The sequence below is a fragment of the Sporolactobacillus sp. BBK16-2 genome (assembly GCF_059878335.1).
In genome coordinates, this window is record NZ_CM187611.1 from 1,690,928 (window position 1) to 1,706,607 (window position 15,680).

General features: G+C 41.5%; 16 protein-coding genes. 13 read left to right on the forward strand and 3 right to left on the reverse strand.

The annotated features are described in order from the left end of the window. Positions 1 to 207: 207 nt before the first annotated feature. The 4 genes from AC6F33_RS08470 to AC6F33_RS08485 all read left to right on the forward strand — a co-directional run bounded on the left by AC6F33_RS08470 (position 208) and on the right by AC6F33_RS08485 (position 3,121). Positions 208 to 1,758, forward strand: a complete 1,551-nt coding sequence (locus AC6F33_RS08470; RefSeq protein WP_255746492.1) for an ABC-F family ATP-binding cassette domain-containing protein — start codon at positions 208 to 210, stop codon at positions 1,756 to 1,758. A gap of 89 nt (positions 1,759 to 1,847) precedes the next feature. Continuing rightward, entirely contained in the window at positions 1,848 to 2,171 is a 324-nt protein-coding gene (locus tag AC6F33_RS08475; protein ID WP_500778107.1) for an ArsR/SmtB family transcription factor, read from the forward strand. Positions 2,172 to 2,263: 92 nt separating this feature from the next. Beyond that, a complete protein-coding gene (locus AC6F33_RS08480) occupies positions 2,264 to 2,518 on the forward strand; it encodes a hypothetical protein (RefSeq protein WP_255746494.1) in 255 nt (84 codons plus the stop codon). A 135-nt stretch (positions 2,519 to 2,653) separates the two neighbouring features. After that, positions 2,654 to 3,121, forward strand: a complete 468-nt coding sequence (locus tag AC6F33_RS08485) for a Fur family transcriptional regulator (protein WP_255746495.1) — start codon at positions 2,654 to 2,656, stop codon at positions 3,119 to 3,121. Here the strand turns inward: AC6F33_RS08485 and AC6F33_RS08490 are convergent. Together AC6F33_RS08490 and AC6F33_RS08495 are read right to left on the reverse strand one after the other, a co-directional pair. Next, entirely contained in the window at positions 3,088 to 3,534 is a 447-nt protein-coding gene (locus AC6F33_RS08490) for a hypothetical protein (protein WP_255746496.1), read from the reverse strand. The genes AC6F33_RS08485 and AC6F33_RS08490 overlap by 34 nt on opposite strands. A gap of 18 nt (positions 3,535 to 3,552) precedes the next feature. Then, on the reverse strand, positions 3,553 to 4,308 hold the full coding sequence (locus AC6F33_RS08495; protein WP_500778108.1) for a hypothetical protein: 756 nt from the start codon (positions 4,306 to 4,308) through the stop codon (positions 3,553 to 3,555). Positions 4,309 to 4,645: 337 nt separating this feature from the next. Between AC6F33_RS08495 and AC6F33_RS08500 the strand changes: the two genes are divergently transcribed. From AC6F33_RS08500 to AC6F33_RS08540, 9 genes are all read left to right on the forward strand, one after another. Continuing rightward, complete coding sequence (locus AC6F33_RS08500; RefSeq protein ID WP_255746499.1) at positions 4,646 to 5,074, forward strand: DUF3870 domain-containing protein; 429 nt, start codon at positions 4,646 to 4,648, stop codon at positions 5,072 to 5,074. Further along, positions 5,049 to 5,969 (forward strand): S66 peptidase family protein, encoded by a 921-nt coding sequence (locus AC6F33_RS08505; protein WP_255746501.1) that lies wholly within the window; start codon positions 5,049 to 5,051, stop codon positions 5,967 to 5,969. The genes AC6F33_RS08500 and AC6F33_RS08505 overlap by 26 nt, the downstream gene beginning before the upstream one ends. A 40-nt stretch (positions 5,970 to 6,009) precedes the next feature. Then, a complete protein-coding gene (locus tag AC6F33_RS08510; RefSeq protein ID WP_255746502.1) occupies positions 6,010 to 7,092 on the forward strand; it encodes a mandelate racemase/muconate lactonizing enzyme family protein in 1,083 nt (360 codons plus the stop codon). A 14-nt stretch (positions 7,093 to 7,106) separates the two neighbouring features. Next, positions 7,107 to 8,003, forward strand: a complete 897-nt coding sequence (locus AC6F33_RS08515; protein WP_500778109.1) for a C40 family peptidase — start codon at positions 7,107 to 7,109, stop codon at positions 8,001 to 8,003. 50 nt (positions 8,004 to 8,053) lie between these two features. Next, entirely contained in the window at positions 8,054 to 8,857 is an 804-nt protein-coding gene (locus tag AC6F33_RS08520) for a serine hydrolase (protein ID WP_255746504.1), read from the forward strand. A 229-nt stretch (positions 8,858 to 9,086) separates the two neighbouring features. Then, positions 9,087 to 11,000, forward strand: a complete 1,914-nt coding sequence (locus AC6F33_RS08525; protein ID WP_255746631.1) for an NAD(+) synthase — start codon at positions 9,087 to 9,089, stop codon at positions 10,998 to 11,000. A gap of 24 nt (positions 11,001 to 11,024) precedes the next feature. After that, positions 11,025 to 12,746 carry an ABC transporter ATP-binding protein gene (locus tag AC6F33_RS08530; RefSeq protein WP_255746505.1) on the forward strand — a complete coding sequence of 574 codons (1,722 nt, stop codon included), beginning with the start codon at positions 11,025 to 11,027 and terminating at the stop codon, positions 12,744 to 12,746. A 97-nt stretch (positions 12,747 to 12,843) separates the two neighbouring features. After that, positions 12,844 to 13,836, forward strand: coding sequence for a S66 family peptidase (locus tag AC6F33_RS08535; protein ID WP_255746506.1), 993 nt, complete (start codon positions 12,844 to 12,846; stop codon positions 13,834 to 13,836). Between the two features lie 15 nt (positions 13,837 to 13,851). Further along, a complete protein-coding gene (locus tag AC6F33_RS08540; protein ID WP_480947388.1) occupies positions 13,852 to 14,337 on the forward strand; it encodes an ASCH domain-containing protein in 486 nt (161 codons plus the stop codon). Between the two features lie 61 nt (positions 14,338 to 14,398). Here AC6F33_RS08540 and ald read toward each other — a convergent pair whose 3' ends face one another. Beyond that, positions 14,399 to 15,538, reverse strand: a complete 1,140-nt coding sequence (ald, locus tag AC6F33_RS08545) for an alanine dehydrogenase (RefSeq protein ID WP_255746508.1) — start codon at positions 15,536 to 15,538, stop codon at positions 14,399 to 14,401. Positions 15,539 to 15,680: the final 142 nt, after the last annotated feature.

A 15,680-nucleotide genomic window follows, 5' to 3' on the forward strand; every position in this document is an offset into this window, starting at 1 on the left:
GCTTGATACGGGTGAGGTCTGTGCTCATCGAATGTTAAAAAGGCCAATTGGTTGTGACAATAGATAAGGGATGTTTCTGTTTCTGACGGTTGAAAGTCGAACTAAAAGGGGCGAAGCGTCAATGCTTCGCTCCTTTTTATGCGGATCGAAAAATATCCTGTCTATCTGCTCGCTTCTTGATCGGCCGCAAATCAGAGGAGTGAACTTATGTTACTTATTGAAGCGAAGGATGTCGCTTTTTCTTATGGAGACAAATTGATTTATCAAGATATGAATTTCAGGCTGATGGAGGGCGAACATATCGCACTGGTCGGTCATAATGGTGCCGGAAAATCTACCTTTCTTAAATTGCTGCTTGGTGAATTATTGCCGGATAATGGAGGCATCAGCAAGAGGAAGGACTTAAAAATCGGTGTTATTGAGCAACATCTAAATTTTGGCAAAGGAAAGAGCATTTATGAAAGCCTGCAAGATGCGTTTAAAGAACTGTTTGACGCAGAACGCACGATGAATGAACTTGCTGTCAAAATGCAGGAACCTAATGCGGATCCTTCCTATATTGACGAATACGGCCAGCTACAGGAGCTTTTACTGGCAAACGATTTTTACACTATCGACGCAAAGATTCATGAGATGGCTGATGGGTTAGGATTATCGGCAATCGGACTTGAAAAAGACGTAACACAATTGAGCGGAGGTCAGTTGACCAAATTGTGTCTTGCAAAGTTACTGCTTGAAAACCCGGATGTACTGCTGCTTGACGAACCGACGAACTATCTCGATGTTGTTCATATTAATTGGCTGACAAATTATCTCAACGCCTATTCACATGCTTTCATTGTGATTTCCCACGACACGCAATTTCTGAATCAAATTGCCCAATATGTCTATCACTTGGAAAACCAGCAATTGATTCGTTATGTTGGCAATTATCAATCCTATCTTAAGCAGCATGAAGCGCGGCAGGAACAGCAAGAGATTGCGTTCCGTCAGCAACAACGAGAAATTAAAAAACTGGAAACCTATATTCAGAAAAACAAGGTGCGTACGGCTACGGCAAAGCAAGCGAAGAGCAGGGAAAAACAGTTAGACAAAATTGAGCGACTTGATCCACCTTCACAGTTGCGAAAGCCGCATTTCCATTTTAAAGTGGATCGTCAGCCGGTACGAATGATTTTCGCAGCGGAGAATCTTGATGTCGGCTATGATCGCCCCTTATTTCCACGCGTTAATGAAAAAATTATGCGCGGCGAGAAGATTGCTATTATCGGACATAATGGCATTGGAAAGACCACGCTTCTCCGAACGCTGCTTGGCGAGTTGAAGCCGATATCAGGATGTGCCGAACAAGGGGAGCGTGTGATGCCCGGCTACTTTTCACAACTCTCGGCGCCGCCTCATTTAACGCCACTGGAATGGATGATGGAACAATTTCCGGAGACTCCTGAAAAAGTTCTGCGTCAGCATCTGGCTCAATGCGGAGTATTTGCCGAACATATGCGGCAACCGATGGATACATTGAGCGGCGGTGAGGAAACAAAGGTCCGAATTGGAAGACTGATGCTGCAGAAAAGCAATGTCCTGATTTTTGATGAACCGACAAACCACCTTGATGTATTCGCAAAGGAAGCATTGAGTAAGGCGCTTGAGGTTTATGACGGCACTGTTTTAGTAGTAAGCCATGAACCTTCGTTCTATGAAAAATGGATCACAAGGGTTTGGGACATTGAACAATGGTCAAAAAAGAAGAAAAAGTAAGCCATGATTGTGCAATGAAATGGATCAATAGACAGATCTGTTCAGAATCTGCTAAGGTAGTCACATGAAATGTTTCGATTAGGATGATCATGATGAGTGATAAAACACCGGTTGATTTAGATAATAAAACATTGGCTACAGTGGCCCAAATTTTTAAAGCAGTGTCTGAACCGACGCGTGTTCGGATTCTCTATTTGCTTTCGCAGCGCGAGTGTTCTGTTTCGGAGATTTCCGATCTTTTAGCTCTGCAGCAATCAACTGTTTCTCATCAGCTTAGTTTTTTAAAACAACTGCATCTGGTTAAATCACGTCGCGAGGGAAAAGTCATTTTTTACTCCGAGGAAGACGAACACGTCATGAATCTGCTTGCACAGACGATTGACCATACGAGGCACCGGTACATCAAGAAATAGGTGAGAACGGGCGGGGGAATGATGATGAATGCCGCCGCTCCAAGCGCTTCTTAGACATACAGTATTAGAGAATAACCAGTGAATGGGAGGGAATGAAAGTGCCCAATCAATCGATTTATTCTCAGTGCTGTGGTCTAGTGAATCAGCCGGTTGAAATCCGTTGCCATGATGGCTCAGTCCATCGAGGCATGCTGACACGTGTTGACGAACGGACTGCATATTTGCAACCTGCTGGAAGTGTTTTATCAAACAGTCCTGGTTTGTTCCTCTGGGGAAGCGGAGGATGGGGATATCCAATCGCACTAGCATCAATCGCAGCTATTTTGGCAATTGGATTTTTTTGGTGAAGAAATGGATAGGGAGTTTCTCCAAGTGGGAAGCTCTTTTTTCGTGGGAAACGAATATTATGCTTTTTTAGTGAAAAATGGTATGCTGTGTTGTAAAGGATCAAGAATGATTTGCTACAAAAGAGGTGATTCTCATTGAATAAACGAGAAGCCATGGTTTTATTAAAAAACAAAGGGTACAAACATACAGATAAACGAGAGGATATATTGGATTTATTTGATCGCAAAGGTGGATATCTTTCAGCAAAGGACATTCAGATTGCGTTAAAAGATGATTATCCGGGGATCAGCTTCGATACAATTTATCGTAATTTATCGCTGTTTCAAGATTTAATGATTCTTGAAGAAACGGAGCTTGACGGTGAAAAAATGTATCAGTTCCATTGTAAGGAGCATCATCATCACCATCTTATTTGTCTTCGTTGCGGTAAAACGAGAACCATTGATGTGTGCCCAATGCAGGACTTGTCACAAATTGATCCCGAATTTCAAGTGACCGGACATAAATTTGAAATTTACGGATATTGTAAAAATTGCCGCGAAAAAATAGAAAAAGATGAAAAATCAACTCATGATTCAATAACGGTAAGCCCAATGACTTGATGGGTTTCCGCTATTTTTTTTATTAAAGATTCCTTCTCGCTGGTGCAGTCAATCGAAACGAGTATGTAGGTATGCGGCTTTTGTTTCAATACTTTTGTATAACAGCAATCAATAATAAAACCGAGTAAAAAACCGAAGACGCTTGAGGCAATTCCCCAGATGATCGGACCAAGCGGCAGTAGAAAACCTACACTTGCGCCAATGACTCCGAAAATAGTTGCGAAAATAAATCCCAAATCTGCCAAACTTGTTGTTTCAGTAGGATCTTTATAACCTGATTTTGGTTTTGATTGAGTTGGCGCTTTCAAAACAAAGCAGGAAATATCGCTTTTTTTAATTTTATTTCTTTGAAGTTCGGTCAATAATAGTTCAACTGAAAGTGATGGATGAAATAGGCAGATGATGTTGCTCATTGATCTTTGCCCCCTTTCTCAGATATTCAGTCGTGATCGATTTGCTCCCCACTCTCGACGTAAATAGGTGCTGAGTTCTTCCTCGAAAAGGCGATTACTTTCACTTGTTTTCGAATATGCGTCGTAAGCACTGCCCCAAATAAGCGAAGGAATAAAAAGAAACCATTCAGCATCAAGTAACTGAATCGACTCGTTGAATTCTGCATGGTCAATAATGAACAGTTGAATGCTCTGAAGTTCATGGCAATTAACATAAATAGCCACCGACCACGCCAAAAGTGAAATTGCGGGAATAAGACGACGTGTATAAAGTTGTCCCAATCCGGGAAGTAAAAGTGACCAAATAGAAGCTGCCCAGGGCAGACGCTTATCTAAAAAACAAGTTTCTATTGAACGTAAATCAAGCACGTCCATTTCTACTGGCTGGTTTTTAACTAATGTATATAAGAGATTCAATTTTGTAGCCGTACGATAGCTGTCCCAAATACAATAAAAATAAAAAGGAATGTAGATGAGTACCCATTGCGTATTGAGAACATTTGTTGCATGTTCGTAATCACCTACGAAGGAATAAACCATTGCTAAGTTTAATTTTGAATTGAAGTTGATAATGATCTCAAAAAGAAATAAGACATTCCCTTTAATATGCATATCCAAAAGCATATGACCAAAACCTGGAAATGCTGCTGACCACCAAGCGACCACCGCCGGACGATGATGGGACAAACTTGCGGATCCGAAGCAGTCTAAAATTGCTCTCTTTCTTCTTACCATTTTTAAACTCCAATCTAAACATTAGGATTGATGGTGGATGTACACTACATCATTAAGCATTTTTCTTGTTAGTTTTCCTCTAAGCATGTAATTCATACATGACAAATTGGCGACTCAATTATTATGATCAAAGATCACTTTTGTTCTCATTAATAAGTACTTTCCCAATTCATCCCATCGTCGGTTCTTAGCACAATTTTTAAAATATTGACAAAGTAAATGAGTCCTAATATACTTATTTTGTTCCTATAAATTTTCATGATTTTAGTCATCTGCGGTATTCCTGCCGTTAGTCTTTTGTGGTACTTGATTGTGGCTGAGGAAGGACACTAAGGTAATGACTCATTATAACAATTCGAATTATTTATTTTTCAATGAAAAGCCGACACGGATCAATCAGATCGCTTTACAATTCAACTCATTTTTTTGGGGTATTGTGGTGTGTGAAGCAAATGGCAGAAGTGTTGATTATTTTGTGACGATTCAGTTGACTATGCAATGTGTTTGCTCTGTTTTATTGGGAGTACTGATAAATAATCTTCTAATTGTTCTTGATATTCAGCAAAGATATATTGGTTCTTGCCAAAAAGCGTTAATGGCGGCTTTTAGTGATGCGCTCAAGGAAAACAAACGCAAAAAAGAAGCCTATAGGCTTTGTCTATATCGTCCTCGAAAAAATCCAGTTCAAAATGATTTTGAACTGGATTTTGTGGTGTTTGGGCATGAAAGGAGAAACGTCAATGATTATTCCAAGGCGATTATATGAGGGAGATACAATAGGTGTGATCAGCCCTGCCGGTTCCCCGGACATGCAGCGACTTGAGAAGGGATGTGAATGGTTAAAACAGCTTGGTTTCCGGGTTCGTTTGGGCAAAAATATAGATAAGAAATACGGTTATTTGGCTGGATCCGATGAAGAACGGTTGGCTGATTTCCATGAGATGTTTGCTGATGATACGGTACGTGCGATTATTTGTTCAAGAGGCGGTTATGGTACTGCACGATTCGCAGATCGAATTGATTTTGACTTGATCCGAAAGCATCCGAAAGTTTTCTGGGGATATAGCGATATTACTTATTTACATACGGCAATTAGGCAGCAAACCGATTTGATAACCTTTCACGGACCTATGCTTGCTTCGGATCTCAGTGCTCCCGATGTTCCGCTGCTCTCAAAACAGTTGTTTTCCCAGCTATTTCAACCCATGTCATTGCGCTATGATGAACATTTGTCTCCGCTCTCCACGTTACATGGCGGTACTGCTGAAGGAAAGCTAGTCGGTGGCAATTTATCACTTTTAGTCAGCTCAATTGGTACACCATTTGAGATTAACATGAAAAATAAACTGGTCTTAATTGAAGATATCGGAGAAGCACCCTATCGGATTGACAGTATGCTTAATCAATTGAGACTAACAGGAAAATTAGATCAAGCAGCCGGATTTATCATCGGCGATATTCACCAAAATCTACCGGACGATAAAAAGGATACGCTCACATACCAAGAAGTTATCCGGACTTATTTAGGATCTCTGGGAAAGCCTGTGGTCAGCGGCTTTTTCATTGGACATTGTGCTCCGAATTTTTCCGTTCCACTCGGCGTTGACGCCATGCTCGATGCCGATCGGAAACAGCTGTGGATTCAGCCGGGCGTGATGTAACCGATTTTTGACTTAATGAAATCCTGAAAGGGCGAATAGGATGAAAATCGTTGATGTACAAACAAAAAGACTGGCGATACCACTGGTCAAACCATTTAAAACCGCACTTCGAACGGTGAATACAGCTGAAAGTACAGTCGTGTTTATCACCTGTGATGATGGAACAACAGGAATTGGTGAGGCTCCTCCGACACATGTGATTACCGGTGAAAGTCTTGCAAGTATTGAATACGCTGTAATGGAAGTTATTCGTCCGAAAATTATCGGACTTGAAATTGAACAAAAAGAACGGATTAATCATGCGGTAGATCAAGCGATTTTGCATAATTCAAGTGCAAAAGCGGCTATCGATATTGCTGTGTATGATTGCTTGGCAAAAAGATCAGGGCTTCCGCTTTATCAGCTGCTCGGAGGCAATGACAATAAACTTGAAACGGATTTCACTGTAAGTGTTAATCCTGTAGATGAAATGATTCAAGATGCAATTGGCTACGTTAAAAAAGGATTTACAACACTGAAAATAAAAGTAGGCAATTCGACAGTAAAAGAAGATCTTGAACGCGTTCAAGGTCTCAGACGGGCTGTAGGTTCTCATATAAAATTAAGACTCGATGCGAACCAGGGGTGGAACGCCAAATCTGCCGTTGCCATTATTCATAAAATGGAGGATATGGATTTAAATATTGAGTTAATTGAACAGCCTGTACCTGCATGGGATTTTGAAGGAATGAGATATGTTACGGAACATGTAGACACATTAATTATGGCTGACGAAAGCATTTTTAGTCCTGCGGACGCAGCGAGGCTTCTGGCAATGCATGGATGCGACATTGTGAATATTAAATTGATGAAGGCAGGCGGCATTTATGGTGCTGAGAAAATCAATAACCTTGCGGAAGCGTATGGCGTTGAATGCATGGTCGGCTGTATGGTTGAGTCAAATGTTGCGGTTACGGCAGCTTGTCACTTTGCTGCTGCAAAAGCAAATGTGACGCGCTGTGATCTTGATACACCACTCATGTTTGCATCCAATCCGGTCATTGGCGGTGCCATTTACAACTATAGTTGCATCTCACTGCCTGATACACCTGGATTAGGTATCCAACGGGTTCAAATCAATTGAGGGAGAAGATTCAATTGAAAAGAAGGAGAGTATCTGTTCCAGTGGCGACGATCTGGACAAATCCGGAATCAGTTCGGACTATTGATGCGGCCGTTGTTAATGACCGACCTGACATGGCTGCATGGTTACGGTCAATGACGCGTGATGAAACCATTGCATTGTGCAAGGAAAAAAGGCTCCAAACTCAAGTACTGTTCGGTAATGAACTAATTATTGACGAAATAAAGGGGGCATGGGCAAAAGTTCACGTTCCCAGCCAACCGTCGACTAAAGATAAACGTGGATATCCGGGTTGGATGCCGATCCGTCATTCTATTGAAACTGACATGAGTACAAATTGCGCGTTGGTCATGGTTCAGAGTAAAATGGCAACATTCTTTACGACTCAAAAAGAACCGGTGTTTGATTTAAGTTTCGGAACATTTTTGCCTGTTCTCGAAACAGGGGACATCGATCTTATGGTAGACAGCCCTATCGGCCCAGGCTTTATCCACAAAAAGGATGTTCTTCTTCCTGAACAGCAGCATCTTCTTTCCGGCTCTGAAATAGTAAGAAATGCTGAACGATTTTTGAACCTTCCTTACCTATGGTCCGGAATGAGTGCATATGGTTATGATTGTTCCGGATTCAGTTATTCGATGTTTTATGCAGGCGGTTATTTAATTCCACGGGATGCAGATGATCAATCGATTCTAGGCAAGGCTGTTTCATTTGAGAATGCGCTACCGGGAGACTTGCTTTTTTTTGCTTATGAGAGAGGGAAGGGTTATGTCCACCATGTCGGCATTTATGTTGGAAACGGTAAAATGATCCACTCTCCAACGCCTGGTGCAATTATCAGTATTACAGAACTTAAAGAATCAAAGTATGAAGAAGAATTGTGCACGATTCGTCGTTACTGGAAGGAATGAATCGGGTTCAGTTTTAAATTAAGATATAGATGATGAACGAGGTGAGAAGATTGGTTGATTTAAATAAGAAATTGTACAATGATATTAAGGCAATCGTACTTCCTCTTGGTGAGAAAATTGAGATTGAAGCAGCGGGATCAGATGGCTTTTTCTTATCTTATCAAGCAAATATTCCAATGGTGGCTGCAAGCTTGATTAAGCTTCCGATTTTACTGTATACATATGAACAATTAACGATCAGATCCACTATTCTTGAAAAAATGATTCATTTGGATGAAAAGCAAATCGTCAGTGGGTCCGGTGTTCTACAGGTCTTATCTCGTCGCGATTGGACGATCAAAGACTTGCTCGCTTTGATGATTAATGTATCGGATAACACTGCGACGAATGTGCTTATGGATTTCTTAGGTATCGACAACATTCAGTCATGGGTGGAAGAACAGGGTCTGGCAGAGACAAGAATTGAGCGAAGGATGATGGACGAACGTGCGCAGCAGGAAGGGCGCACCAACTGGATAAGTGCTCATGATGCGAATTGGATGATTAGACGAATATTTTCCGAGCATGATCCGTTGCCAGATGAGGCAAAATCATGGATGCTTCACCAACAATTTAGAGACAAGCTGCCAGGACTGTTTAATGAAAAAGATCAGCCGGTGACGGTTTACAATAAAACCGGTGAAATGAACGAAATTGATCATGATGCCGCCTTTTTTGTTTGCGGCGGACATTCCGTTGCCGTGAGTGTACTGACAAGTGATTTTGAAAACCGCCAGTCTGCCTTGGCTGCGATACAAAATATTGGTCAACGGATTGCTGATTATTTAGTTGAAATTGCTCAATCAGTTGGTTGACGTTAATATCCATACATTGACATTTTTTTGAAGCGGCATTAGAATAAAGTTAATTTGATTTATGCAGTGCAAGATTGTAAGTTAATAAAACAATGATGCTGTTGCTTATGCCTCTCCGGAACTGGGAGGCTTTTTGTTTAACGGTGCATTGTTGGTTCCGGTTTTAGGGATAATGTATATCGTAGGCATTTTTAAGTCTGCCTGATCGGAGGTTTAAGTATTGAATTCAATGAATTTTATCCGCTTGGCTGCTGCTTGTCCGGTAACTCAAGTCGCGAATGTTGATTCGAATGTAAGAAACATTAAAAAATGTGTTGATCAAGCTGTTGGAGAACATGCAAAACTCGTTGTTTTTCCGGAATTGTGCGTAACATCCTACACATGTGCCGATTTGTTCCTGCAGAAACAATTACTTGATCAAGCAGCTTTGGGCGTAAAGGAATTATGTGCCTACAGTGCCGGAAAAGATATACTGATTGCTGTTGGTGCCCCACTCTATGCAGAGACAGTGGTCTATAATTGTGCGTATATTTTATTTGATGGAAACGTGCTGGGCATTGTTCCTAAGAGTTACATACCGAATTATGAAGAGTTCTACGAAAGACGCTGGTTCTCATCAGGAAGAGAAATTATCGGTCATACGGTTGATTTATCTTTTCAAAAATCAATACCATTTGGCATTGATCTTCTCTTCCAAAGCGGGCCGTTTCAAATTGGATTTGAAATTTGCGAGGATTTGTGGAGCGTTGTGCCACCAAGCAGTTATTTGAGCCTTGCTGGCGCGCAGTTGATCGGAAATCTGTCCGCATCAAATGAAGTGGTCAGCAAAGCTGACTACAGAAAAGCGCTTGTTGCCGCGCAAAGTGCAAAATGCATGGCTTCTTACATATACGCCGGTGCAGGTACGGGTGAATCATCCACCGATGTTGTTTTTGGAGGAGAACTATTAATTGCTGAAAACGGAAATATGCTGACTAAGAATAAACGTTTTCAAAGGGAGAACCAAGTCGTTACATCAATTGTTGACATTGATCGGCTGAATCTGCAACGAATCAAAAACATTAGCTTTAGAGAAGCATCATCAACGGTTCCTTGGAAGGCGAGAAAAATTCCTTTCTCCTTTAAAAACACGGAATTTGGAATCTTTGATCGAGCAATTGACAAACATCCGTTTGTTCCTTCTGATGCAAAGCAAAGAGAACAACGTTGTAGCGAAATTTTCAATATTCAGGCTGCAGCACTAGCCAAACGAATGGAACATACTGGATTAAAAAAAGCGGTCATCGGTATTTCCGGTGGACTTGATTCCACCTTGGCATTGCTCGTTATTGCAAAGACTTATGACCTACTTAATTACGATCGGAAAGATATCATCACTGTAACGCTTCCTGGTTTCGGTACGACTGATCGCACGTATCAAAATGCCGTATCTCTGTGCAAGAAACTTGAAACTGATTTTCGAGAAGTTAATATTGTAGCGGCGTGCCTGCAGCACTTTAAAGATATCGGGCATGATCCGGCAATTCATGATGTAACTTATGAAAATGTTCAAGCACGTGAACGTACGCAGATCTTGATGGACATTGCCAATAAAGAAGGCGGGCTTGTTATTGGAACCGGTGATTTGTCTGAGCTCGCGCTTGGTTGGAGTACCTATAATGGCGATCATATGTCGATGTACGCTGTCAATTGTTCTGTTCCGAAAACCCTTGTCCGTTATCTTGTCCGTTATGTTGCCGAAGAAGAGACAAGCAAAGAGATCAGTACTATTCTTCTTGACGTTCTTGATACTCCGGTGACCCCTGAATTGCTGCCGAAAGACGGTGAAGGGAAAATTGCACAGAAAACCGAAGATATTGTAGGTCCTTATGAATTACATGATTTTTTCCTATACTATTTTGTTCGCAGTGCATTTACTCCAGCAAAAATACTCTTTTTGGCAAAATCAGCATTTGCAGGCTCTTATGATGATGCGACCATTCGAAAATGGCTGACTGTTTTTATTCGACGCTTTTTCTCAATGCAGTTCAAACGTTCGGCAATTCCGGATGGGCCAAAAGTCGGGACAGTCAGCTTGTCGCCGAGAGGTGACTGGCGAATGCCTTCTGATGCCAGCCGTGATCTTTGGCTGAATGAACTATAAATCAAACGAAAGTGAGGCGAGCATGTGATCCGCTCATTTTTCGCTTATTATAAACCCTATAAAAAACTATTTTTCCTCGACTTTTTCTGTGCAGTACTGCTTGCCTTGCTCGAACTTGTTTTCCCTGTAGCAGTTAATCAAGTCATCGATCGACTGCTACCTGGAAAGGATTGGTCTATTATTATGCTTGCTTCAGCTGGTCTGCTCCTTTTTTATGTGATTAATACAGTCACTCATTATGTTGTGACCTATTGGGGGCATATGCTGGGAATCAAGATTGAAACGGATATTCGCCAGGAACTGTTCGAACATATTCAAAGGCAATCGTTTCATTTTTTCGATAATAACAAAACAGGACATATGATGTCGCGTCTCACTACCGATCTTTTTGATATTGGCGAGACCGCGCATCACGGACCGGAAGATATATTTATTGCCTTGATGTCTTTGTTCGGAGCATTTTTCTTAATGCTGACGATTAATTGGAAATTGGCGTGCATCACGTTTATTCTTGTCCCGATTCTTGGAACGTTTATCATTGTGTTCAACATGAAAATGACTCGAGCAACTGACCAAATTTATCAGGATATTGCCGTATTTAACGCCAATGTTGAGAATGCGGTTGGCGGAATTCGTGTGGTACAAGCATTTTCGAATGAAAACTACGAACGAAAACAGTTCCGAGAAAATAATAAATTATATCAGAGAGCGAAACTATTTTCCTATAAGATTATGGCTACAAGTGTGACAACCAACTACTTTTTCATGAGGCTGATCACTCTATTTACATTAATCAGTGGCTCCTGGTTTGTCATTCACGGTGAATTAAGCAGCGGACAATTTGTTGCCTTTTTGTTGCTTTCCAATATTTTTGTTCAGCCGATTGAAAAATTTAATGCGATTATTGAACTGTATCCTAAAGGGATTGCCGGTTTCAAACGATTTATGAACCTAAAAAGTCTTGCACCGGAAATCGTAGATAAAGAGGGTGCACTTGAAGTGGATTCCGTGAAAGGCGGGATTGACTACTGCGATGTCAGCTTTGGGTACGAAGGAAAGAAACAGGTGCTGAATCACATTGATTTGCACATTCATGCCGGAGAAACAGTTGCATTTGTCGGTCCGACAGGTGCTGGCAAGACGACTCTGTGCAGTCTGCTTCCTCGATTTTACGATGTGACCGAAGGCAGGATTATGATTGACGGTATTGATATTCATGACTTTAAACTTTCCTCATTGCGCCATCACATCGGTTTAGTACAACAAGATGTCTTCCTTTTTTCTGGAACGCTACGTGAAAATGTAGCGTACGGGAAACTAGATGCAACCGATGATGATATTTGGCGTGTAATCCGGCTCGCGCAATTAGAAGATACAGTGGCGAATATGCCCAACGGTTTAGACACGGTTATTGGTGAACGAGGTGTCAAATTATCCGGCGGCCAAAAACAACGCCTTTCGATCGCACGTATGTTCCTTAAGGATCCGTCAATTTTAATTCTTGACGAAGCGACTTCCGCGTTGGATACTGAGACAGAGGTCGCAATTCAGCAGTCGCTTGAATTATTGTCCAAAGGACGCACAACGCTGATTATTGCTCACCGTCTGGCAACAATCAAAAATGCAGATCGAATTATTGTCGTTACTAGTGACGGAATTACTGAGCAAGGCACTCATGATCAACTGATCAGTCAAGACGGTGTTTATCGTCGCTTGTACGAATCACAGTTCTCATTGACAATGTAATGGTTTAAGGCAATTAATCGTTGACAGGACTTCCGGCAAAAACTTTGCCGGTTTTTTATTAACTTCTTTTAAAGTGCAGTTGAATGGAGGCTGATTTATGTTAACTTTAGAAAAAGGAGACAAAATAGGCATTTTTTCACCATCATCCCCAATAACGGCAACTTCGCCTTTGCGTTTTGCACGTGCAAAACGGTTCCTTGAATCAAAGGGATTTCAAATTGTTGAAGGATGCTTAACGGGAAAGCAAGATTTTTATCGCTCCGGTACGATTCTTGAGCGAGCAGAAGAATTGAATGCACTAATTCATGATGAAAACATAAAAATGATTATGTCAACTATTGGTGGAACAAATTCAAATTCTTTGCTGCCCTATATCGATTATCAAGCATTTAAAAGAAATCCAAAAATAATGATAGGCTATTCCGATACGACCGCTATTCTTCTTGCCATCTACGCGCAAACGGGCTGTTCTGTTTTATATGGGCCGGCTCTAGTCTCTTCTTTTGGTGAATTTCCGCCTTTTGTGGATCAAACATACAAGTATTTTGAACAAATAGCTGAAAAGACAAATGATTATCCGCTCCAACTCACTTCTCCGGACTATTGGACTGACGAAGCGGTGAATTGGGAGGTAAAGACCAAGGAAAAGGTAAAGTACAGAAATCGTTGGATCGGGATTAATGGTGCTAAGGCTTCCGGGCGGCTCATTGGCGGTAACCTAAATACCATGAATGGATTTTGGGGAAGTCCCTATATGCCTGAAGTAGAAAAAGGCGATATCCTGCTCATTGAGGATTCGATGAAAAATGCGTCACAGGTAGAGAAGAATTTTTCATTACTTAAAGTTAATGGCGTCTTTGAACGGATCGGCGGTATTTTGCTTGGCAAACATGAACGATTTGATGATGAAGGTTCAGGACGGAGTCCGATGGATCTGCTTTTGGAAGTCTTAAATGGTAAGAAATTGCCGATCATCGCTGATTTTGACTGCTGTCATACACATCCGATGATGACAATGCCAATCGGCGCGGAGGTTACGATTGATGCGTGTGAAAGACATCCATCGGTGCAGATCAATAAGCGTTTATAAAGGAGACGGCACGAAGTGAATAAGATTTGCAAAAGCTATTGGAATCATTTTTTGCGAGATAAAAAAGAAGAAAATTCAGTTACAGCATGGAAATTCGGAAGTGACTCTGACAAATTGGCTGATCTGGTCGCAAGAGGCATAAAAACGGCAACCTGTTCAGCTTATGTGTTCTATGAATTAGAACATGAAAAATTACCCCAGAAGGGTGAATACAACATTATTCTTAATAGTCATGACGAGCCAGTTTGTATCACAAGAACCAATGAAGTGGCAATTATTCCGATGGATGAAGTGTCTGAGGAGCACGCTCAGGCAGAAGGGGAAGGGGATTGCACTTATCAATACTGGTGGACGGTGCATCAGGAATTTTTCACGCGAGAACTTGCATCACTGGGGCAATCATTTAGAAAAGACATGCCTCTTGTTTGTGAACGATTTACATTGGTCGATGTGCGAACGCAAAAAAGTACCTCTCTGAGTAGAGAGGTAAATGATTTATAATAAGAGCCGCAAAATTACTAAATGAATTAAGGGTTAAGCAATGCCATTACAATTCTGAAAATCAGACTTCAGCTGCTGCTTTAAGCAATTCCTTAGCACACTTGTATTCCAAGCCATGTGCATCGGCAACTGCTTTAAATGTTACGAAGCCGTCTAAAGTGTTCAATCCTTTGAGCAGTGCTTCATCTTCGAGACATGCTTTGGCATAGCCTTTGCTGGCGATTTTCGCAGCGTAAGGAATTGTAACATTAGTTAGTGCAAGAGTCGATGTATTTGGAACAGCACCAGGCATGTTTGCTACCGCATAATGGATGACACCGTGCTTCGTATACGTTGGATCATCATGAGTTGTGCTGTGATCGGATGTTTCAACAACGCCGCCTTGATCGATAGCAACGTCTACGATCACAGAATTTTCCTTCATGTTCGCAACCATTTCTTCAGTAACTAGTTTAGGAGCTTTTGCGCCGGGAATCAGTACGGCACCGACAACAAGGTCAGCCTCTTTAACTGATTCAGCAATGTTGTAAGGATTCGACATGACTGTATTCAGTGAATTGCCGAAAATATCATCAAGGTCACGTAATCTGTCAGCACTTATGTCAAGAATTGTGACATCGGCTCCGAGTCCAACTGCAATTTTCGCAGCATTCGTACCAACAATACCACCGCCGATAATGGTTACTTTGCCACGTGAGACACCTGGTACTCCGCCGAGCAAGATACCTTTTCCGGCTTCGTCGCTGAATTTTTCAAGATATTGAGCCCCGATTTGAACGGCCATTCTTCCGGCAACTTCACTCATTGGCTGGAGGAGAGGCAATACGCGATCTGCACGTTGAACCGTTTCATAAGCGATGGATACAACCTTGTTTGCAACAAGCGCTTTTGTCAATTCAGCACCGACTGCAGGAGCGAGGTGAAGATAGGTAAAGAGAATCAATCCTTCATGGAAGAAATGATATTCTTCTGGTTCCGGTTCCTTTACCTTGATCACCATTTCAGCTGACCATGCTTTTTCAGCAGATGTAATAACCGCGCCAGCTTCTTCATACTGTTGATCGGAGAATCCTGCACCTGCACCCGACAGAGTTTCAACATAAACAACATTGCCTTCTTGAACCAAATGGTACGTACCTGCAGGGGTGATGGCGACACGACGTTCGTTGTTCTTCAATTCTTTCGGAATACCGATAATCATGAATGAATTCCTCCCAGTTATTATGTCTTTTCAAAAGATTGAATAATCAGACACCGTAATCTGAGCACCACAACCATTTTTCAACTAATCATGGCGGTTCATACAGTCTGTGTTATTCCTTACCTAGAATGTTACAAACAAT

Coding starts and splice junctions, on each gene's coding strand:
- AC6F33_RS08470 (WP_255746492.1), top strand. CDS start 208: ATGTTACTTATTGAAGCGAAGGATGTCGCTTTTTCTTATGGAGACAAA.
- AC6F33_RS08475 (WP_500778107.1), top strand. CDS start 1,848: ATGATGAGTGATAAAACACCGGTTGATTTAGATAATAAAACATTGGCT.
- AC6F33_RS08480 (WP_255746494.1), top strand. CDS start 2,264: ATGAAAGTGCCCAATCAATCGATTTATTCTCAGTGCTGTGGTCTAGTG.
- AC6F33_RS08490 (WP_255746496.1), bottom strand. CDS start 3,534: ATGAGCAACATCATCTGCCTATTTCATCCATCACTTTCAGTTGAACTA.
- AC6F33_RS08495 (WP_500778108.1), bottom strand. CDS start 4,308: ATGGTAAGAAGAAAGAGAGCAATTTTAGACTGCTTCGGATCCGCAAGT.
- AC6F33_RS08500 (WP_255746499.1), top strand. CDS start 4,646: ATGACTCATTATAACAATTCGAATTATTTATTTTTCAATGAAAAGCCG.
- AC6F33_RS08505 (WP_255746501.1), top strand. CDS start 5,049: ATGATTATTCCAAGGCGATTATATGAGGGAGATACAATAGGTGTGATC.
- AC6F33_RS08510 (WP_255746502.1), top strand. CDS start 6,010: ATGAAAATCGTTGATGTACAAACAAAAAGACTGGCGATACCACTGGTC.
- AC6F33_RS08525 (WP_255746631.1), top strand. CDS start 9,087: ATGAATTTTATCCGCTTGGCTGCTGCTTGTCCGGTAACTCAAGTCGCG.
- AC6F33_RS08535 (WP_255746506.1), top strand. CDS start 12,844: ATGTTAACTTTAGAAAAAGGAGACAAAATAGGCATTTTTTCACCATCA.
- ald (WP_255746508.1), bottom strand. CDS start 15,538: ATGATTATCGGTATTCCGAAAGAATTGAAGAACAACGAACGTCGTGTC.